Origin of the sequence: Pseudomonas sp. NPDC089534, from assembly GCF_044749305.1 — a bacterium.
Taxonomy (GTDB): Bacteria; Pseudomonadota; Gammaproteobacteria; order Pseudomonadales; family Pseudomonadaceae; genus Aquipseudomonas; species Aquipseudomonas ekonensis.
This window is the reverse complement of record NZ_JBIVHR010000093.1, coordinates 4,593-23,110: the sequence shown is the minus strand read 5'-3', so window position 1 is coordinate 23,110 and position 18,518 is coordinate 4,593. Positions and strand designations below refer to the sequence as shown.

The window sequence follows — 18,518 nt, the reverse complement described above, 5'->3', positions numbered from 1 at the left end:
TGGCAGCGCGCGAAAACTTCTCGTTGATGAACCCGATGCCGTCGTCAAAGCCGTCTATATGCTTAATTGTGGGTAAATACATGAGAACGCAAGAAAAAACCTGTAAAGAGCTACTCTGTTAGCTCCAATTGCGCAGTTTTGCCAAGGAATCAGCATGCGAACGCTTCTCGTCAGTCTGCTGATCGGCCTCAGCCCCTGGTGCATGGCCGGTCAGATCTACACATGGGTCGATGCTCAAGGCGTCACGCACTTCGATGCGCAGCCTCCGCAGGGACAGCCCTCCACCACCGTGCGGACGCCCTCCCCGCCGGCACCGAAACCATCGCCGATACCCGGCAACGCCGCCGTGGGCGACCAGAAGGCCATTGATGAAAAGGTCAAGCGGCAAGTGGCCGAACAGCAGGCTCAGCTACAGTCGTTCTGTGAGCAGGCGCGCACGAACCTTGCGCAACTGCAGAACAATCCGCGCCTGAGGGAGGAAGTGGAGGGAGAGGTGCGACGGCTCAACGAAGAGCAGCGCCGGGAGAGGATCGCCGAGACGCAGAAGCAGATCGAGGAAAACTGCCGGTAGCCACCGGCAGTCTCAGGCTCAACGCGAAGCGGAGATCAGCAGGTCGAACTCTTTGAGCAGCACCTGCAGTTGCCGGTCCTTGCCCTGCACATTGCGCTGGGCGAAGACCATCTCGGCCATTTCCTGGATTCCCGACGCATTGGGCAGCGGCAGGTCCTGCTCGAGGATGACCTTCATCCTCGGCAGGAAGATCCATTGCAGCCATTGCTCGAACTCGAGGGTATCGACGGAAAACGGCTCGACGCTGCTCAGGGCCTCGACGGACGGCGGCGTTTCGTCCCACCACCCTTGCGCACGCAGCTCGCGCTCGATCAGCAGCAACTGATCGGCGACTTTTGGGAGGCGAACGTCCATCACAGCGAGACCCGGGATTTCTGACGGGCCAGCGCGGCGCCGGAGGCGTCACCTTGCTTCTCGCGGGCCTGGGCGATCAGTTCCCACAGGTTGGCCTGCAGGTCCGGACGACCGTTGGCCATCGTCAAGGCGCGGCGGGCGAACTGTTCGGCCTGTGGCGCATCGCCTTGCGCCATGCGCACCTGAGCCAGGCGGTAGAGCACTTGCGGTTCACGCGGCGCCACGCGCTGCGCGCGCTCCAGGCTGGAAGAGGCGCCGTTGAGGTCGCCGCCGGCCTGTTGCTGCTGGGCGGTGGTCAACAGCGCGAGCACCGGGCCGTCCAACTGCTCATCGGCGGACAGGCCACCGCTGCTGGCCGAAGGAATGCCGCTCGGGGCCGAAGGCATGCTGTAGCTGCCGGAGCTGATCGGCGCGGACTCCACCGGCGCCGGGTTGTACGGCCCCGGCGTGATGCCGCCGGACGCCGGGCCCGGAACGATCGGCGAGGTGCTGATCGGCGTCGAGGTCGCGGCGCCGCCCGGCACCATCACCACCACACCGGTGTCGCCCTGCGGAATGGCCTGGGACTGGCTCTGCACCGGCCGCTTCACAGTCGTCTGCCGGAAACCGCCATTGGCCGAAATGCGCTCGCTGTTGGACACGGCGGTGCCGGAATCCACAACCGGAATCGAACCACGCTGCACAGTGGAGCAACCGCTGAGCAATGCCACGGCAGTCACCGCCGGAATCAACCACTTGTTCACTTGAATCCCTCTTTGCTTAGTTCATCCAGCCCTTGACCCAATCCATCACCGACTCGGCGGGCGTCGGGCTTTCGCCCGCGCAGGCGGCACCGGGTGGCGGCTCGCTACCGCGAATATACGGCATCTGCACCGCGCCCGGGCAGTTCGCGTCGGAACCCTGGCCGGAGCGCGAATCGACCCAGGCCTGCACCACGTTGTCCGGCTGCGGCATGTCCAGCGGCAGCGGATCGGCCTTGCGCATGAAACTGGTCCAGACCTGCAGCGCACCGGTGGCGCCGGTGAACGGCGTCTTGCCGTTGTCGTCGCGGCCGAGCCACACCACCGCCAGCAGATCCTGGCTGAAACCGGCGAACCAGCTGTCGCGCGAGTCGTTGCTGGTGCCGGTCTTGCCGGCCAGCGTCAGGGTCTTGGGCAACACGTTATAGACCGAACTGCCGGTGCCTTCACGCATGACCCGCTGCATGGCGTTCTGGATCAGGTAGATCGAGGCCGGATCGAAGCGCTGCTCGATCTGGAACGGGTAGCGCTTGAGCGGCTCGCCCTCGGCGGTCAATACGCTGCGGATCCCGCGCATCGGCGTGTTGAAACCGCCGTTGGCCAGGGTCTGGTACATGGTCGCCACTTCCATCGGCGTCATGCCGCCGGCACCCAGCAGCATCGACGGGAAGGCCGGGAACTCGCGGTTCACGCCCAGTCGCCCGAGCGTCTTCAAGACATTCGGCACGCCGATGGCGAGACCTAAACGAGCTGTGGACAAGTTGTAGGAATGCGCCAGCCCCTGATAAAGGAACACGGTGCCGTGGGAACGGCGGTCATAGTTCTGCGGTTTCCAGACCTGTCCGTCCGCGCCCTTCACCGAGAAGGATTCGTCCGACAGCCAACTGGTCAGCGTGTACTGGCTCGGCTTCTCCAGCGCGGTCAGGTACACCGCCGGCTTGATCAGGGAACCGATCGGCCGCACCGCATCCAGCGCCCGGTTGAAGCCGGCGAAGCTCGCCTGGCGGCTGCCGATCATGGCCTGGACCTCGCCGGTTTCCGGGTTGGTCACGACCATCGCCGCTTCCACGTCATCGGAGCCTTTGCGGCCGGACAGACGCTTGAAGGTGTCGTTGACCGACGCTTCGGCCTTCATCTGCAGGATCGGGTCGAAGCTGGTGAAGATCCGCAGGCCTTCTTCGGTCAAGTCTTCGTCGCGGTAGTCTTCGCGCAGCTGACGCTTGACCAGATCGATGAAGCCCGGGAACGAGCTGTCGGCAAGTTTGCCGCGGGTGGTCACGCCCAGCGGCATTTTCTTCGCCGCCTCGATCTGCTCGGCGGAAGCGACGCCCTGCTGCTCGAGCACATCGAGCACCAGATTGCGCCGTTCCAGCGCCCGCTCCGGGTTGCGGCGCGGGTTGTAGTAGGACGGCCCCTTGACCATGCCCACCAGCAGCGCGACCTGATGCAGCTTCAGCTCGGACAGCGGCTGGCCGAAGAAGAACTGGCTGGCCAGACCGAAACCGTGCACCGCACGCTGACCGTCCTGGCCGACGAACACCTCGTTGAGGTACGCCTCAAGGATTTCCTTCTTGTCGTAGTGCAGTTCCAGCAGCATCGCCATCATGGCTTCGGTGAGCTTGCGGGTCAGGCTGCGTTCGTTGGTGAGGTAGAAGTTCTTCACCAACTGCTGGGTCAGCGTACTGCCGCCCTGGGTCATCTTGCCGCCGGAGGTGTTGACCCAGACCGCCCGTGCGATCGATTTCGGCGACACGCCCCAGTGGCTGTAGAAATCCCGGTCTTCCACGGCCACCAGGGTTTCCAGCAGGTACGGAGGCACCTGATCGAGCTTGATCAGGATCCGGTCTTCGAGGTTTTTCGGGTAGATCCCGCCGATCAGCAGCGGCTCCAGGCGCACCACGGACAGTTTCGAACCGTTGGTCGCCGACAGTTCGGCCACGTAGTCGCCGGAGAACCGCACACGCACCGGCTGCGGTTTTTCCAGCCCTTCGTAGAACTGGAAGCCGCGGGTATTCAGGTCGACGGTGTTGCCGTTGACCGACGCCGCACCGGGGCCGTTGCTGACGCTTTCGCGGCGGTAGCCGAGGGCGTCGAGTTCGGTGAGGAAATCGTCCTTGCTCAGCTTTTGCCCGACGAACAGCTCAAGCGGCCGCGCATACACCTTGGCCGGGATCGTCCAGCGCTTGCCGGAGAACTTCTCCTGCACCACGGCATCGAGGTACACGGCAAAGCCGGCCAGCACCACAAGGCCGACCAGACTGAGTTTAAGGGCCCAGCCCAGCCATGGGCGAAGGCCCTGGGAGGGTGGTTTTTTCGGGGTGCGGGGGGATCGGGTACGTGTCATGGCGGCGGATTATACGCACTTTATTCATACTCAACAGGAGCGCTCCGAGGTTTGCGTCGGGCGGGCGAGCGGCCATAATGACCGCCTCGAATCCCCCCCCAGACTCTGAAGGATCACCTGTGAGCCAGTCCCTGATCGCTGCCCTGCAAAACCCGGCCCTCTACCCGCACCCCGTCGAAGGGTTCCAGGTCATCGAAACCCACATTTCGTGGGTGCTGCTCACCGGCCAGTTCGCCTATAAAGTGAAGAAGCCGGTGAACTTCGGCTTCCTCGACTTCACCAGCCTCGAATCGCGCGAGCACTTCTGCGGCGAAGAGCTGCGGCTGAACCAGCGCCTGACCGACGATCTGTACCTGGAAGTCCTGCCGGTCACCGGCAGCGTCGAGAGCCCGCAACTGGGCGGCGACGGCCCGGCCATCGAATACGTGCTGAAGATGCGCCAGTTCCCGCAGTCCGGCCTGCTCAGCACCCTGCAGGCCAACGGCGAACTGACCACTTCGCACATCGACGAGATGGCCGAGCAGATCGCCCGCTTCCACCTCAACGCGCCGAAAGTCCCGGCCGAGCATGACGCCGGCACCCCGGACAGCGTGATGGCGCCGGTCCGGCAGAACTTCGAACAGATCCGCCCGTTCCTCAGCGACAAGAACGACCTGCTGCAGCTGGAAGCCCTCCAGGACTGGGCCGAAACCAGCTTCGAGCGCCTCAAGCCGCTGTTCGCCCAGCGCAAGGCCGAGGGCTACACCCGCGAATGCCACGGAGACATCCACCTGGGCAACGCCACCGTGATCGACGGCAAGGTCGTGATCTTCGACTGCATCGAGTTCAACGAGCCGTTCCGCTTCACCGACGTCTACGCCGACACCGGCTTCCTGGCGATGGACCTGGAAGACCGTGGCCTGAAGTCCCTGGCCCGCCGTTTCATCAGTCAGTACCTGGAGCTGACCGGCGACTACCAGGGCCTGGAAGTCCTGAACTTCTACAAGGCCTACCGCGCCCTGGTCCGCGCCAAAGTGTCGCTGTTCAGCATGCCGGCCGACGCCACCCCGGTGCAGCGCGCCACCACCCTGCGCCAGTACCGCAACTACGCCAACCTGGCGGAAAGCTACAGCACCATTCCGTCGCGCTTCATCGCGATCACCCACGGCGTATCGGCGGTGGGCAAGAGCCACGTCGCCATGCGCCTAGTGGAAGCGCTGGGCGCCGTGCGCCTGCGTTCCGACGTGGAGCGCAAGCGCCTGTTCGGCGAGCAGACCGTCGCCAATGACGTCCAGGCCGGCATCTACAGCCCAGAAGCCAGCGTTGCCACCTACAACCGCTTGCATGAAATCGCTGCGGTGATCCTGCGAGCAGGTTTCCCGGTGGTGATCGATGCCACTTACCTCAAGCGCGAACAGCGCGACAGTGCGGCCGCCGTCGCCGAAGCCACCGGCGCTCCGTTCCTGATCCTGGACTGCAACGCACCGCAAGCCGTGATCGAGAACTGGCTGGCGATTCGTCAGGCAGACCAAAAGGATCCGTCCGACGCGACCCTGGCCGTCATCGAAGCCCAGCAGGCCAACCGCGAAGCCTTGACCCCGGAGGAGATCCTGCGCAGCAAGCGTGTGCAGACCAATGAATCCGGCACGCTGGACACCGTCGTGGCGCAGATCCGTCAACGCCTGCCGGGCCTGTAAGAAACTATTTCGGCCGTGAAGCCCCCGCTTGCTTCACGGCCGTCAAATAGTGGCATTATACTGGCGTCATAAAACCAACAGGTGAACTGACATGAGCCAGCCGAAACTACTCGACACCCCGCTATACGCCTTGCTGCACAAGGACGACATCGCAGGCTTCAACAAGGAGCGCCCGAAGGACGGGCCGATCGACATGGTGGGCGGCGATTTTCGCGGCCTCGACCTGCGTGAACTGAACGCCGACGGCGTTGACTTCACCGATGCCTATTTCCGCTCGGCCGACCTGCGCGGCATCGACTTTCGCAACGCCTCGCTGGAAGGCGCCAGCCTGGCCCATGCGCAGATTTCCGGCGCGTATTTTCCGCCTGAGCTGAGCGCCGACGAGATCCTGATGTCGATGAATTTCGGTACCCGGCTGCGCTACCGCACCCGCTGACGCCACCTGAACCGTCCAGCGCCCCCCGCCTTGCGCTGGACTGTGTGCCGACAGCTCCTCCCTGCCCCCACGCCATGGGTCAATCGTTGTTTCTGACGAAAAAATCAGCCGACGCTTAGAAGCGTTTGCGCCCAATCCGACCAACGAACCACGCTTTTCCTACTGATGGCTACACTCCTGAGAAGATTGCCCACGCACCATTCGGCCGTCGCAAGGAGGCTTGATGAATGATGAACTGCAACACCTGAAGAATCTTGGCAAGACGTCGGCGCAATGGCTGCATGCCGTGGGCATCCACAGCGCCTCGGATCTGCGCCGCCTGGGCGCAGTGGACGCTTACCGTGCCGTGCGGACCCGCGGGTTCCGGGCGTCGAAGGTGTTGCTGTATGCGATCGAAGGGGCGTTGATGGATGTGCACTGGAACGACATCCCCGCCGAGCGCAAGGACGCTCTGAACAAACAGCTCGAAGCCATTTCCTCCCGCCACAAGAATTGAACGGGCACCTGCCGCCATGTACTTGCTCGGGGATCAGTCGGCCTACGCCGAAGCATTGACCAATCGCCTGCAGAACCTGCCGGCGCAATGGCTCGCAGGACTTGCGCCCAGCGGACCGGCGCTGGAGCTGGAGTCGGCGGACGATCTGATGGCGCAATTGCCGGGCGACCAACTGTTCCTGCTGACTCAAGGCGTGGTCAATGGCTGCCTCGGCGCACGGGCACTGTTCTATTGGCATGAGGGCGATCTGATCGGCTTGCAGCAAGGCCCGGAATGGATGGATCTGCGGCTATGCGCAGACGGCCCGCTGAGCCTGATGCCGTACCGGCGAAACGATGTGTTCCAGCACATTTGCTCGGAGCCGCCGAAGGCCGAACTGCTCCTGCGCTACCTGCTGGGCCAGACCGCCTTGCTGGCCCACGCCGTCGCCGAGCTGAAACCCCGCGAATTCCGCAGCACCAATGGATTCAAACGGGTTCAGGCCGGGGATGTGCTGATCCGTCAGGGCGATCTGTCCGACCATGTGTTCGTGATCATCGAAGGGCATGCCGAAGCCTTTGTCGACGGGCATAAGGTGGGCGATGTGCCCAGGGACGAAATCTTCGGGGCGATGGCGGTATTCACCGGCGAACCACGCAACGCCACAGTGATTGCCCGTGAGGCGAGCACCGTGATGCTGATTCCCGGCGACCAGTTTCTCAGCATGACGCGCACCAACCCCAAGATCGCCCACAGCCTGATCGAAAGCATGGCGCGACGCATCGACCAGCTCAACCAGCAACTCGCCGCGTTTCACACCCCAAGCTGACGTCCCCTGTTTCCGGGGCTTTTCGGCCATTTTCCAGACAAGGAAAAAGAAATCGCAAAAGGCCTGTTGACTTGGTAATGAGAATCGCTATGATTATCACAACTGGTCGCGAGACCGGTCGATATTCTGAAAGGCCCTTGGTTCGGACTCTCAGATTATCTCCTCATCAGGCTAATCACGGTTATTTGACCCGGTTTTTACCGGGTCTTTTTTTGCCTGTGGAAAAGTCATCTGCCGAACTGCTTTCGCATCTCGGCGCAGTAGTCCTGCGGCGGCCGGCCAGGCGTGAACCAGACATAGTCGGCCATGGACGCCGTCACCTCGCTGCCCTGCTCCGCCAGCAACAGCACAGTCGGCGCCTCCTTTGCCCCAAGATCCAGCGCATGCAGCGGCACGCCGACATCCTTGCGCGCATGAAAAGCGCCGGCAAACAGCATCGCAGGCTCGGGCGCCGCCAGCAGTCGCGCAGCCATGCGCCGGTCCCGCTGTTGCTGAACCGCCAGCATCGCAGGCATTTGCGAGGTCGGCAGCAGACCGCAATGCGAATCGGCGATCTGCTCCAGCAATTGCTTACTGACCGGTGCAGCGTTGCTGCGGGTTCCGCTCAACGCCGGAGACTCGCGGTAGAACGCCCGGATCTCCGCGGCATCGAGATTGGCCGCCATTAGCGGATAAGGCTGAGCGAGGGCAAACCGGACGATCGGCCCGTACAGGCTCCAGTCCCATCCGTCCTGCCAGGCCAAGGCTTGGGCAAGGTCTGCGGGAGGCGCGGCGGACCTGCGCACGTCATCGACCCGCCCCTGTTGCTCGGGCACCAGCATTTCTAGCAGGAGGCTGCCTTGGGGACGTTCCCTTTCCAGGTTCTGCAGCAGCCAAAGCTGGATTCCATGGTGATCGGCATTGTCATGCTGCTCGCCGACGATCATCCGTTTCGGCTCACCCAGACGCGCCAGCAACTGGCGGGGCGTCAGCGCTTCGCCGCTGCGCAGGTCCCGGATATCACCGGTGACCGGAGGCGGCGTCAGCGCCTGGCAGCCGCCGAGCAACAAGATCGCCAACAAGAGAATTGCACGCATGCCTTCACCTCGAAGAACCGGTCAGCGGGCGATGATCAGCGGGTGCCCGCGCTCCGGATGCGCCTGCACCAGCACCTCCAGCCCGAACACCGCCTTGAGCGAATCCGGCCGCAAAACCTGCTGCGGCGTATCCAGCGCCACGGGCCGCCCGCTTTCCAGCAGCAATACGCGATCACAATAGCGCGCCGCCAGATTCAGATCATGCAGGATCACCATCACCGCAGCGCCGCGGTCGGCAAACTCACGCACCGCCTGCAGCGTGGTGTGCTGGTGCAGCGGGTCGAGCATCGACGTCGGCTCATCCAGCAACAGGGTCTGCCCGGCCTGCCCCGGCCAGAGCTGCGCCAACACCCGCGCCAGATGCACCCGCTGACGTTCGCCGCCGGACAGCGCCAGATAGCTGCGCCCGCTCAGGTGCGCGGCATCCGCCGCCTGCAAGGCCTCGGCGATGATTTCATCGTCACGCACCCGTCCGGCCTGATGGGGCAAGCGCCCCATCCCGACCACTTCTTCGACGCGGAACCCGAAGTCCAGGGTGGACACCTGCGGCAGCACCGCCAGCCGTTGGGCGCGCCGGTTGCCGCTCCACTGCGCCAATGCCTCACCGTCGAGCAGGACTTCACCGCCGTCGGGCGCCAACTGGCCGCACAAGGCGGCGAGCAAGGTGCTCTTGCCCGCGCCGTTGGGCCCCAGCACCCCCAGCACCTCACCCGGCTCGAGTTGCAGGCTGACGTCGGCCAGCACCGTCTTGCGGCCGCGGCGGATGTGCAGATTGTGCGCACGCAGCATCAGGCTCGCTCCCGCAGCAGCAGATAAAGGAAGAACGGCGCCCCGATGAACGCCGTCACGATACCGATCGGCAGTTCCGCCGGCGCCAGCGCCAGCCGCGCCACCAGATCCGCCAGCAGCAGCAGGCTCGCCCCGGCCAGCACCGACGCCGGCAGCAGCACCCGGTGATCGGGGCCGGCCAACAGACGCACCAGATGCGGCACCACCAGGCCGACGAAACCGATCATCCCCGCCGCCGCCACGGCCGCGCCGACGCCGAGGGCCGTGCAGAACACCAGTTCGCGCTTGAGCCGTTCGACATCGATGCCCAAATGCCCGGCCTCGGACTCGCCCAGCAGCAGCGCATTCAGTGCCCGGGCCCGGCGCGGCAGCCACAGCGCCACACCGGCGCTGATGATCAGCAGGGGCCACAGCCGGGCGTAACTGGCACCGTTGAGGCTGCCCAGGTTCCAGAACGTCAGGGTGCGCAGGGTCGCGTCATCCGCCAGGTAGGTGAACAGGCCGACGGCCGAGCTGGCCAGCGCGGTCAGGGCAATCCCCGCCAACAGCATCGTGGCGACGTTGGTCTGCCCGTTGCGCCGACCCAACCGGTACACCAGGGCCGTCACCCCGAGGCCGCCGAGAAACGCGCACGCCGACAACAGGTAAGGCCCGGACCACTCCGGCAATCCACCGAACAGCGAACCGCCGACAATCGCCACCGCCGCCCCCAGAGCCGCGCCGCTGGACACGCCGACCAATCCCGGATCGGCCAGCGGATTGCGGAACAGCCCCTGCATCGCCACGCCGGACAGCGCCAGCACCCCGCCGACCGCCAGCCCGAGCAGCGTGCGCGGCAGGCGGATCTGCCCAAGGATCAGTTCTGCCTGCTCCAGCCCGTCCGCCGCCAGCGGCACGCCGATCATGCGCAAGGCCGCACGCAGCGTGTCCAGCAACGGCAGGCTGACCGGCCCCAGCGCCAGCGACAGCCAAGTCGCCGACAGGCACAGCAGGATCAGGCCGATGAACAGGCCGCGGGGTTTGACCACAGGATTCATTGCCCGCCCTTGGCCGGGTAGAAACCATCGGACAAGGCTTTCAACGCCGCCGGCAAACGCGGCCCGAGCCCGCCGACCAGCAACGTCGGATCCAGCTCCAGCACCCGCCCGGCCTTGGCCGCACGGCTGGCGTTGAGGATCGGGTTTTCCTTGAACAGTGCCGCCTTCGCCGCCTCGCCGGTCAGTGCGCGGTCCGCGAAGACCAGCACGTCAGGGTCGAGACCGGCCAGCGACTCCACGGAGAACGGCTTGTAGCCAGTCTGGGTCGCCAGGTTACGCCCGCCGGCCGACTGGATCATCCAGTCGGCGGCGGTGTCCTTGCCGGCGATCAGCGGCTTGCCGCCGGCATGCCCCAGGATCAGCAGCACACCCGGTGCCTTCTGCTGTGCCTGCGCAACGGCCACACGCTGCTTTTGCGCATCCAGTTGCTGTTGATAACTGTGCAGTTGCTGCGCGGCCTGCTCATCGGCCCCCAGCAACGCGCCCAGGCGGGTGACGTTCTTTTCCAGGGTCGGCAGGTCAGGCTGGGCCGAGAACAGCTCCACCTGGACGCCGGCGCTGCGCACCTGGGAAATCACCGGCGGCGGGCCCATTTCTTCGGTGCCGATGAGGATCTGCGGACGCAGGCTCAGGATCCCCTCGGCCGACAGGCTGCGCTGGTAGCCGATGCTCGGCAGCGCCTTGAGGGATTCCGGGTGCTGACTGGTGGTGTCGACGCCCACCAGCCGGGCCTCGCCGCCCAATGCGCTGACCCACTCCGACAAGGCGCCGCCGGCGCTGACCCAACGTTGCGGCGACTCCGCCGCCGCAGCCTGGTGGCTGACGAACAGTCCGACACACAGCACGGCAACGCGGGTACTCAGGCGCATGAACAGCTTCCTTGAACAGGTTTTTCCGGGCATCGGGACGGCAGGCCAAGTATCCTCGGCACCAGGTCGCCGCGCGGCGGACGAAGGCGGCCATTTGATAATTGTTTGCATTTGAACGTCAAGCTCGGACACATCCGGACACGAGCCGACACTTGAGGATAGCCATGAAGTTTCTGTGCGCGGGCGCCGAGCTGGCCGAGGCCGGCAGCCGCGGTTTCGATATCGACGGAAAGAAGCTGTTTGCGGTGCGCCGCAGCGGCCGGGCCTACGTCTATCTCAATCGCTGCCCACACCGGGGCGTGGGGCTGGAATGGCACCCGGACCGGTTTCTCGACCCCAGCAACAGCCTGATCCAGTGCGCCACCCACGGCGCGCTGTTTCTGATCGAGGACGGCGAGTGCGTCTCCGGCCCCTGCGCCGGGCAGGCGCTGACCGCCATCCCTTGCCGCGAAGACGCCCAAGGGTTGTGGATCGACCTCTAGCCGTCGAGCAAGACATCCAGCCGGCGGTCGATCAGCATCTGCTCATGATCCAGCCGCACGCCATAGGCCAGCACCTCGACCCCGCAGGCCACGGCTTCGCGCAGCGCATCGGCGTAGCCCGGATCGATTTCGCGGGCCGGACGCACCGCTTCGATGCCGGTGAGCGCGACGCAATACAGCTGCACCGCCCGGATGCCGTCCCGGGCCAGGTGCGCCAGCTCCCGCAGGTGCTTGGCGCCGCGTTCGGTCACCGCGTCGGGAAACGCCGCCACCGCCGTGCCGTCGAAGCCCAGGGTGACGCTTTTGACTTCCACATAGGCCGGCCCGTCCGGGTAGTCGAGACGGAAATCGATCCGGCTCTTTTCCTGCCCATAAGGCACTTCGCGCTTGAGCGCGGTAAACCCGTTCAGCTCGCGGATGACTCCCGTCTGCAACGCCTCCTCGACCAAGGCATTGGCCCGCCCGGTGTTCACGCAGAACAGCCGGCCCTGTGGGGTTTCGCCGATCTCCCAGGTGCCGGGCAGCTTGCGCTTGGGGTCGTTGGAGCGGCTGAACCAGACTTGCCCGCCCTCCACCTGGCAATTGAGCATCGAGCCGGTGTTCGGACAGTGGAGAGTCAGCGACTCACCGCCGACCGTCTCGACATCGGCGAGAAACCGCTTGTAGCGCCGGATCAGCCGCGCCTCTTCGAGGGGAGGATGAAAGCGCATCAGCCTTGCCAGCTCTTCAGGCCGCGGGCGATCCGGTCCACGGCTTCCTGCAGGCGCGCAAGGTTTTGCGTGTAGGCGAACCGCACGTGATGGCCGGCCTGATGACGGCCGAAGTCCAGCCCCGGCGTGAACGCCACATGCTCGGTCTCGAGGAAATGCCGGCAGAACGCGAAGGCATCCCCGCCGAACCGGCTGATGTCGGCGTACAGGTAGAACGCCCCTTCCGGCTCCACGGCGATGTTGAAGCCCAATTCGCGCAGCGCCGGCAGCAGGAAATCCCGGCGACGGCCGAACTCGGCGCGGCGCTCTTCGAGGATGGCGATGGTGTCCGGCTCGAAGCAGGCCAGCGCGGCTTGCTGGGCCATGCTCGGGGCGCTGATGTAGAGGTTCTGCGCAAGCTTCTCCAGCTCGCCGACCGCCGCTTGCGGCGCCACCAGCCAGCCGAGGCGCCAACCGGTCATGCCGAAATACTTGGAAAAACTGTTCAGGACAAAAGCACTGTCATCCACTTCCAGGACGCTGGCCGCATCGGTGCCGTAGGTCAGACCGTGATAGATCTCATCCACCACCAGATGGCCGTGGCGCGCCTTGACCGCCGCGGACAGCGCCGCCAGCTCGTCGCGGCTCAGCACCGTGCCGGTCGGGTTGGCCGGCGAGGCGACCAGCGCGCCGACGCTGTCGTGGTCCCAATGGCGGTCGACCAGATCCGGCGTCAGCTGATAGCGCACCTCGGGGCCGACCGGCACCAGTTGCGCCGCGCCTTCGACCAAGCGCAGGAAATGCCGGTTGCACGGATAGCCGGGGTCGGCCAGCAGCCAATGCTTGCCCGGATCCACCAGCAGGGCGCTGGCCAACAGCAGGGCGCCGGAGCCGCCGGGCGTGATCAGAATGCGCTGCGGATCGATGTCCAGGCCATGGCGCTGGCGGTAGAAGCCGGCGATCGCCTCGCGCAGCTCGGGAATGCCCCGGGCGGCGGTGTAGCGGGTTTTCCCTGCCTCCAGCGCCGCTTGCCCCGCGCGGATGATCGGCTCGGCGGTGGTGAAGTCCGGCTCGCCGATCTCAAGGTGGATCACGTCGTGGCCGGCGGCCTGGAGCTCGTTGGCCCGCGCCAGCAGCGCCATGACATGAAACGGTTCGATCGCACGACTGCGCGCGCTGTAGGACTGAGCCATCGGCCTTGCTTCCCAGGGAAAAGAAGCGATTTTACCCACGTCGCGGAACGGTCGAGAACCCGCAGCGGTCAGAACCTCTGAGACTCTGGACTGTAACGAGCCATACGTATGCTCCAGGATTGACTAAAATCAGTGATTGATCAGGTCTCCAGCACCAACGGACATGGCCTGGCAAACATTTGCAGACGCCACCGGCTGCGGGCTCGACATCCGGGAGTGGCGCGGGCCGAATTGATCTGGTAAGTTCGCCCGCTTGCAGCCGCAGGGCCGGCAGGTGTCGGTGATGGAGCAATCCTGCGCAATGGATTACAAGAGTAGAGGCGGTCCATTCATGCCCACCCAAGCAAAGCAACAACCGACGATCAGCGGTTTCGAACCTTACGTTCCGGCCGAAGGCGAGGAGTACATGGGCGCCCCCATGCGCGCTCACTTCACCAAGCTTTTGATGAGCTGGAAAAAAGAGCTGATGGAAGGGGTCGACAAGACGGTAGACCACATGAAGGATGAGGCTGCCAACTTCCCGGATCCGGCCGACCGTGCCAGCCAGGAAGAAGAGTTCGCCCTCGAGCTGCGCGCCCGCGACCGCGAGCGCAAGTTGATCAAGAAGATCGACAAGACCCTCGAACTGATCCAGGACGAAGAGTACGGCTGGTGCGAGTCCTGCGGCATCGAGATCGGCGTCAAGCGCCTCGAGGCCCGTCCTACCGCCGACCTGTGCATCGACTGCAAGACCCTGGCGGAAATCAAGGAAAAACAGGTCGGCAAGTAATCCCGGCCCGAGCAGAGAACGGAGCGTGCGAACGCTCCGTTTTCGTTTCCGCTCCTGAACCTGCGACAGCGCGGCGTCAGTCCCGTCCTATGCTGAACGAAACATCGCATCAGCAGACAAGCCCGCTCCCGCAGCGAGTCGCCGCGAGCCCAGACCCCGTATCGCCATTCCCATGACCGCCACGTCCTCCCCCGCCTACATCGGCCGCTTCGCCCCCACCCCCAGCGGCCACCTGCACTTCGGCTCGCTGGTGGCCGCCCTCGCGTCCTATCTGGATGCGCGCTCGGTCGGCGGCCGCTGGCTGGTGCGCATGGAGGATCTCGACCCGCCCCGGGAAGAACCGGGCGCCCAGGCGGCGATCCTCAAGGCCCTGGAGCGCTACGGTTTCGAATGGGACGGCGAGATGGTGCGCCAGAGCGACCGCCACGACGCCTACGCCGAAGTGCTCAACCGCCTGTTCAATCAAGGCCTGGCCTACGCCTGCACCTGCTCGCGCAAGCAACTGGAGCCGTACGGCGGCATCTACCCGGGGCTGTGCCGCAATGCCGGCCATGGCCAGGAGGACGCGGCGATCCGCCTGCGCGTGCCGGAGTTGGAGTACCGTTTCACCGACCGCGTGCAGGGCGAGTTCCGCCAGCACCTGGGCCGCGACGTCGGCGATTTCGTGATCCGCCGCCGCGACGGCCTCTACGCCTACCAACTGGCCGTGGTGCTGGACGACGCCTGGCAGGGCATCACCGACATCGTGCGCGGCGCCGACCTGCTCGACTCCACACCGCGCCAGCTCTACCTGCAGGAACTGCTGGGCCTGCGGCAGCCGCGCTACCTGCACCTGCCGCTGATCACCCAGCCCGACGGCAACAAGCTCGGCAAGTCCTACCGCTCCCCGCCGCTGGCCGCCGACCAGGCCACGCCGTTGCTGCTCAGGGCCCTGCGGGCGCTGGGCCAGGAGCCCGGCCCGGAACTGGCCGACGCCGCCCCGCAGGAACTGCTGGCCTGGGGCTGCGCCCACTGGGACGCCACGAAAATCCCGCGCACACTGACATTGCCCGAGGCGCAACTGCTGTGACGGCACTTGCAGTGGCGCGCCCATCCGTTACCATCGCCGCACGTTTTCGGGCACGCGCATAAAAAAGAGAGGCCGGGATGTACATCTATCGCTTGGTCCTGCTTCTGGTCGTGGGGATCTACCTGTTTTCGCCGGCCATCATGGATTGGTGGATCGACGCCACGGGCGCCTGGTATCGCCCTTATCTGCTGTGGCTGATCCTGATCGTCGTGACCTTCATCCTGCAGAGCCAAAAAGATGCCGATGAGCTTTAGCCTGACCCAGATGATCCTGATCAGCGCCGCGTACCTGGCGGTGCTGTTCGGCGTGGCCTGGATCAGCGAACGGGGCATGATCCCGCGGGCGATCATTCGCCATCCGCTGACCTACACCCTGTCGCTGGGGGTCTATGCCAGCGCCTGGGCGTTCTACGGCACGGTCGGCCTGGCCTATCAGTACGGCTACGGGTTCCTGTCCAGTTACCTGGGGGTCTCCGGCGCGTTCCTGCTGGCGCCGGTGCTGCTGTACCCGATCCTCAAGATCACCCGCACCTATCAGCTGTCGTCGCTGGCGGACCTGTTCGCCTTCCGCTTCCGCAGCACCTGGGCCGGCGCGCTGACCACGATCTTCATGCTGATCGGCGTCCTGCCGCTGCTGGCGCTGCAGATCCAGGCCGTGGCCGACTCCATCGGCACCCTCACCGGCGAACCGGTGCAGAACCGCGTGGCCCTGGCGTTCTGTGCGCTGATCATCCTGTTCACGATCTTCTTCGGCTCCCGGCACATCGCCACCCGCGAGAAGCACGAAGGCCTGGTGTTCGCGATCGCCTTCGAATCGGTGATCAAGCTGGTGGCCCTCGGCGGCGTCGGCCTGTACGCGCTGTACGGCGTGTTCGACGGCCCGCAGCAGCTGGAACTGTGGCTGCTGCAGAACCAGACCGCCCTCGCCGCCCTGCACACGCCGCTGCAGGAAGGCCCGTGGCGCACGCTGCTGCTGGTGTTCTTCGCCTCGGCCATCGTGATGCCGCACATGTATCACATGACCTTCACCGAGAACCTCAACCCGCGTTCGCTGGTGAGCGCGAGCTGGGGCCTGCCGCTGTTCCTGCTGCTGATGAGCCTGGCGGTGCCGCTGATCCTCTGGGCCGGGCTCAAGCTGGGCGCCACCACCAACCCCGAATACTTCACCCTCGGCATCGGCATCGCCGCCGACAGCAAGGCACTGGCGCTGCTGGCCTACGTCGGCGGCCTGTCGGCGGCCAGCGGGCTGATCATCGTCACCACCCTGGCCCTGTCCGGGATGGCGCTCAACCACCTGGTGCTGCCGCTCTACCAGCCGCCCGCCGAAGGCAACATCTACCGCTGGCTGAAGTGGACGCGCCGGGCGCTGATCGTCGCGATCATCATGGCCGGCTTCTGCTTCTACCTGATGCTCGGCCCGGGCCAGGACCTGGCCAACCTCGGCATCGTGGCCTTCGTCGCCACCCTGCAGTTCCTGCCCGGCGTGCTGTCGGTGCTGTACTGGCCGACCGCCAACCGCCGCGGCTTCATCGCCGGCCTGCTGGCGGGGATCCTGGTGTGGGTGGTGACCATGCTGCTGCCGCTGGTCGGCAACCTGCAGGGCTTCTACATCCCGCTGCTGAACATGATCTACGTGCTGGACGACACCAGCTGGCACATGGCGGCCATCGCCTCGCTGGCCGCCAACGTCCTGATGTTCACCCTGATCTCGCTGTTCACCAACGCCAGCCCCGAAGAGGCCAGCGCCGCCGAGGCCTGCGCCGTGGACAACGTGCGCCGTCCGCAACGCCGGGAACTGCACGCCGCCTCGCCGCAGGAGTTCGCCACGCAACTGGCCAAGCCGCTGGGCGCCAAGGCGGCGCAGAAGGAAGTCGAGCAGGCCCTGCGCGACCTCTACCTGCCGTTCGACGAGCGCCGCCCCTATGCCTTGCGCCGCCTGCGCGACCGCATCGAAGCCAACCTGTCCGGCCTGATGGGGCCGAGCGTGGCCCAGGACATGGTGGAAACCTTCCTGCCCTACAAGGCCGGCGGCGAAAACTACGTCACCGAAGACATCCACTTCATCGAAAGCCGCCTCGAGGACTACCACTCGCGCCTCACCGGGCTGGCCGCCGAGCTCGACGCCCTGCGCCGCTACCACCGCCAGACCCTGCAGGAACTGCCGATGGGCGTCTGCTCGCTGGCCAAGGATCAGGAAATCCTGATGTGGAACAAGGCCATGGAAGAACTGACCGGCATCGCGGCGCAGCGCGTGGTCGGCTCACGCCTGGCGACCATCGCCAACCCGTGGAAGGAACTGCTGCAAGGCTTCATCAACGTGCCGGACGAGCACCTGCACAAGCAGCACCTGGCCCTCGACGGCCAGACCCGCTGGCTGAACCTGCACAAGGCGGCGATCGACGAGCCGTTGGCGCCGGGCAACAGCGGCCTGGTGCTGCTGGTCGAAGACCTGACCGAAACCCAGATGCTCGAAGACAAGCTGGTGCACTCCGAGCGCCTGGCCAGCATCGGGCGCCTGGCGGCCGGCGTGGCCCACGAAATCGGCAACCCGATCACCGGCATCGCTTGCCTGGCGCAGAACCTGCGCGAGGAGCGCGAAGAGGACGGCGAACTGACGGAAATCAGCGGCCAGATCCTCGAACAGACCAAACGCGTGTCGCGCATCGTCCAGTCCCTGATGAGCTTCGCCCACGCCGGCAGCCATCAGCACAGCGACGAACCCGTCTGTCTGGCGGAAGTGGCGCAGGACGCCATCGGTCTTCTAGCCTTGAACCGACGCAACTTCGAAGTCCAGTTCTTCAACCTGTGCGACCCGGACCATTGGGTCGAAGGCGACCCGCAGCGGCTCGCCCAGGTATTGATCAACCTGCTGTCCAACGCCCGTGACGCCTCGCCTGCCGGCAGTGCGGTGCGGGTCAGGAGCGAAGCCTATGAACACACGGTCGACCTGATCGTGGAAGACGAAGGCAGCGGCATCCCGTCGAGCATCATGGACCGATTGTTCGAACCTTTCTTCACCACCAAGGACCCCGGCGAAGGCACCGGCCTGGGCCTTGCACTGGTCTATTCCATCGTTGAAGAGCATTATGGACAAATCACCATCGACAGCCCGGCTGATGTT

The 18,518-nt window shown here is 65.3% G+C and carries 18 protein-coding genes and 1 pseudogene (1 of these 19 only partly in view); 10 read left to right on the top strand and 9 right to left on the bottom strand.

Annotated features, from left to right (window positions below):
• The first annotated feature begins 154 nt into the window (after positions 1 to 154).
• Positions 155 to 571, top strand: coding sequence for a DUF4124 domain-containing protein (locus ACIP0B_RS23080; protein ID WP_400836315.1), 417 nt, complete (start codon positions 155 to 157; stop codon positions 569 to 571).
• A gap of 18 nt (positions 572 to 589) precedes the next feature.
• Here the strand turns inward: ACIP0B_RS23080 and ACIP0B_RS23075 are convergent, their stop codons facing one another.
• From ACIP0B_RS23075 to mrcB, 3 genes are read right to left on the bottom strand one after another with little or no spacing between them, the layout of a single operon-like run.
• Positions 590 to 925: a YqcC family protein gene (locus ACIP0B_RS23075; RefSeq protein ID WP_400836313.1), complete on the bottom strand. Its 336-nt coding sequence runs from the start codon at positions 923 to 925 to the stop codon at positions 590 to 592.
• Positions 925 to 1,668 carry a hypothetical protein gene (locus tag ACIP0B_RS23070; protein ID WP_400836311.1) on the bottom strand — a complete coding sequence of 248 codons (744 nt, stop codon included), beginning with the start codon at positions 1,666 to 1,668 and terminating at the stop codon, positions 925 to 927. The genes ACIP0B_RS23075 and ACIP0B_RS23070 overlap by 1 nt, the downstream gene beginning before the upstream one ends.
• A 16-nt stretch (positions 1,669 to 1,684) precedes the next feature.
• A complete protein-coding gene (gene mrcB / locus ACIP0B_RS23065; protein ID WP_400836309.1) occupies positions 1,685 to 4,009 on the bottom strand; it encodes a penicillin-binding protein 1B in 2,325 nt (774 codons plus the stop codon).
• 119 nt (positions 4,010 to 4,128) lie between these two features.
• Between mrcB and ACIP0B_RS23060 the strand changes: the two genes are divergently transcribed.
• The 4 genes from ACIP0B_RS23060 (at position 4,129) to ACIP0B_RS23045 (ending at position 7,425) form a co-directional block, all read left to right on the top strand.
• Positions 4,129 to 5,685, top strand: coding sequence for an AAA family ATPase (locus ACIP0B_RS23060; RefSeq protein WP_400836307.1), 1,557 nt, complete (start codon positions 4,129 to 4,131; stop codon positions 5,683 to 5,685).
• A 91-nt stretch (positions 5,686 to 5,776) separates the two neighbouring features.
• Positions 5,777 to 6,121 carry a pentapeptide repeat-containing protein gene (locus ACIP0B_RS23055; RefSeq protein WP_400836305.1) on the top strand — a complete coding sequence of 115 codons (345 nt, stop codon included), beginning with the start codon at positions 5,777 to 5,779 and terminating at the stop codon, positions 6,119 to 6,121.
• Between the two features lie 223 nt (positions 6,122 to 6,344).
• Positions 6,345 to 6,617, top strand: a complete 273-nt coding sequence (locus ACIP0B_RS23050) for a TfoX/Sxy family protein (RefSeq protein WP_003228231.1) — start codon at positions 6,345 to 6,347, stop codon at positions 6,615 to 6,617.
• 16 nt (positions 6,618 to 6,633) lie between these two features.
• On the top strand, positions 6,634 to 7,425 hold the full coding sequence (locus tag ACIP0B_RS23045; protein WP_400836303.1) for a Crp/Fnr family transcriptional regulator: 792 nt from the start codon (positions 6,634 to 6,636) through the stop codon (positions 7,423 to 7,425).
• A gap of 227 nt (positions 7,426 to 7,652) precedes the next feature.
• Here the strand turns inward: ACIP0B_RS23045 and ACIP0B_RS23040 are convergent, their stop codons facing one another.
• The 4 genes from ACIP0B_RS23040 to ACIP0B_RS23025 are packed head-to-tail and all read right to left on the bottom strand — an operon-like array spanning position 7,653 to position 11,196.
• Positions 7,653 to 8,501, bottom strand: a complete 849-nt coding sequence (locus tag ACIP0B_RS23040; RefSeq protein ID WP_400836301.1) for a ChaN family lipoprotein — start codon at positions 8,499 to 8,501, stop codon at positions 7,653 to 7,655.
• A gap of 21 nt (positions 8,502 to 8,522) precedes the next feature.
• Complete coding sequence (locus ACIP0B_RS23035) at positions 8,523 to 9,290, bottom strand: heme ABC transporter ATP-binding protein (RefSeq protein ID WP_400836299.1); 768 nt, start codon at positions 9,288 to 9,290, stop codon at positions 8,523 to 8,525.
• Entirely contained in the window at positions 9,290 to 10,273 is a 984-nt protein-coding gene (locus tag ACIP0B_RS23030) for a FecCD family ABC transporter permease (RefSeq protein ID WP_400836317.1), read from the bottom strand. The genes ACIP0B_RS23035 and ACIP0B_RS23030 overlap by 1 nt, the downstream gene beginning before the upstream one ends.
• A 50-nt stretch (positions 10,274 to 10,323) precedes the next feature.
• Positions 10,324 to 11,196 (bottom strand): hemin ABC transporter substrate-binding protein, encoded by an 873-nt coding sequence (locus tag ACIP0B_RS23025; protein ID WP_400836297.1) that lies wholly within the window; start codon positions 11,194 to 11,196, stop codon positions 10,324 to 10,326.
• A 164-nt stretch (positions 11,197 to 11,360) separates the two neighbouring features.
• Here ACIP0B_RS23025 and ACIP0B_RS23020 point away from each other — a divergent pair, with 164 nt between their 5' ends.
• Positions 11,361 to 11,678, top strand: a complete 318-nt coding sequence (locus ACIP0B_RS23020; RefSeq protein ID WP_400836295.1) for a Rieske (2Fe-2S) protein — start codon at positions 11,361 to 11,363, stop codon at positions 11,676 to 11,678.
• Here ACIP0B_RS23020 and sfsA read toward each other — a convergent pair.
• Together sfsA and ACIP0B_RS23010 are read right to left on the bottom strand one after the other, a co-directional pair.
• Complete coding sequence (sfsA, locus tag ACIP0B_RS23015) at positions 11,675 to 12,388, bottom strand: DNA/RNA nuclease SfsA (protein ID WP_400836293.1); 714 nt, start codon at positions 12,386 to 12,388, stop codon at positions 11,675 to 11,677. The genes ACIP0B_RS23020 and sfsA overlap by 4 nt on opposite strands.
• A complete protein-coding gene (locus ACIP0B_RS23010) occupies positions 12,388 to 13,560 on the bottom strand; it encodes a pyridoxal phosphate-dependent aminotransferase (protein ID WP_400836291.1) in 1,173 nt (390 codons plus the stop codon). Before ACIP0B_RS23010 ends, sfsA begins: the two co-directional genes overlap by 1 nt.
• 331 nt (positions 13,561 to 13,891) lie before the next feature.
• On the opposite strand from ACIP0B_RS23010, the gene dksA reads away from it, so the two are divergent.
• From dksA to ACIP0B_RS22990, 4 genes and pseudogenes are all read left to right on the top strand, one after another.
• Entirely contained in the window at positions 13,892 to 14,329 is a 438-nt protein-coding gene (gene dksA, locus ACIP0B_RS23005; RefSeq protein ID WP_085632256.1) for an RNA polymerase-binding protein DksA, read from the top strand.
• A 172-nt stretch (positions 14,330 to 14,501) separates the two neighbouring features.
• Entirely contained in the window at positions 14,502 to 15,398 is an 897-nt protein-coding gene (gene gluQRS / locus ACIP0B_RS23000) for a tRNA glutamyl-Q(34) synthetase GluQRS (protein WP_400836289.1), read from the top strand.
• 77 nt (positions 15,399 to 15,475) lie between these two features.
• A complete protein-coding gene (locus ACIP0B_RS22995) occupies positions 15,476 to 15,652 on the top strand; it encodes a hypothetical protein (protein ID WP_003176118.1) in 177 nt (58 codons plus the stop codon).
• Positions 15,636 to 18,518 (top strand): annotated as a pseudogene (locus ACIP0B_RS22990) (sensor histidine kinase); its annotated part runs 30 nt beyond the window's last position; the annotation flags it as partial. The gene ACIP0B_RS22995 and the pseudogene ACIP0B_RS22990, both read left to right, overlap by 17 nt.

What these genes read in the sequence shown, in the direction of transcription:
- mrcB (WP_400836309.1), bottom strand. Translation starts at nt 4,009, where the DNA reads ATGACACGTACCCGATCCCCCCGCACCCCGAAAAAACCACCCTCCCAG.
- ACIP0B_RS23045 (WP_400836303.1), top strand. Translation starts at nt 6,634, where the DNA reads ATGTACTTGCTCGGGGATCAGTCGGCCTACGCCGAAGCATTGACCAAT.
- sfsA (WP_400836293.1), bottom strand. Translation starts at nt 12,388, where the DNA reads ATGCGCTTTCATCCTCCCCTCGAAGAGGCGCGGCTGATCCGGCGCTAC.
- dksA (WP_085632256.1), top strand. Translation starts at nt 13,892, where the DNA reads ATGCCCACCCAAGCAAAGCAACAACCGACGATCAGCGGTTTCGAACCT.
- ACIP0B_RS23050 (WP_003228231.1), top strand. Translation starts at nt 6,345, where the DNA reads ATGAATGATGAACTGCAACACCTGAAGAATCTTGGCAAGACGTCGGCG.
- ACIP0B_RS23025 (WP_400836297.1), bottom strand. Translation starts at nt 11,196, where the DNA reads ATGCGCCTGAGTACCCGCGTTGCCGTGCTGTGTGTCGGACTGTTCGTC.
- ACIP0B_RS22995 (WP_003176118.1), top strand. Translation starts at nt 15,476, where the DNA reads ATGTACATCTATCGCTTGGTCCTGCTTCTGGTCGTGGGGATCTACCTG.
- ACIP0B_RS23010 (WP_400836291.1), bottom strand. Translation starts at nt 13,560, where the DNA reads ATGGCTCAGTCCTACAGCGCGCGCAGTCGTGCGATCGAACCGTTTCAT.
- ACIP0B_RS23040 (WP_400836301.1), bottom strand. Translation starts at nt 8,501, where the DNA reads ATGCGTGCAATTCTCTTGTTGGCGATCTTGTTGCTCGGCGGCTGCCAG.
- ACIP0B_RS23055 (WP_400836305.1), top strand. Translation starts at nt 5,777, where the DNA reads ATGAGCCAGCCGAAACTACTCGACACCCCGCTATACGCCTTGCTGCAC.
- ACIP0B_RS23080 (WP_400836315.1), top strand. Translation starts at nt 155, where the DNA reads ATGCGAACGCTTCTCGTCAGTCTGCTGATCGGCCTCAGCCCCTGGTGC.
- gluQRS (WP_400836289.1), top strand. Translation starts at nt 14,502, where the DNA reads ATGACCGCCACGTCCTCCCCCGCCTACATCGGCCGCTTCGCCCCCACC.
- ACIP0B_RS23075 (WP_400836313.1), bottom strand. Translation starts at nt 925, where the DNA reads ATGGACGTTCGCCTCCCAAAAGTCGCCGATCAGTTGCTGCTGATCGAG.
- ACIP0B_RS23020 (WP_400836295.1), top strand. Translation starts at nt 11,361, where the DNA reads ATGAAGTTTCTGTGCGCGGGCGCCGAGCTGGCCGAGGCCGGCAGCCGC.
- ACIP0B_RS23035 (WP_400836299.1), bottom strand. Translation starts at nt 9,290, where the DNA reads ATGCTGCGTGCGCACAATCTGCACATCCGCCGCGGCCGCAAGACGGTG.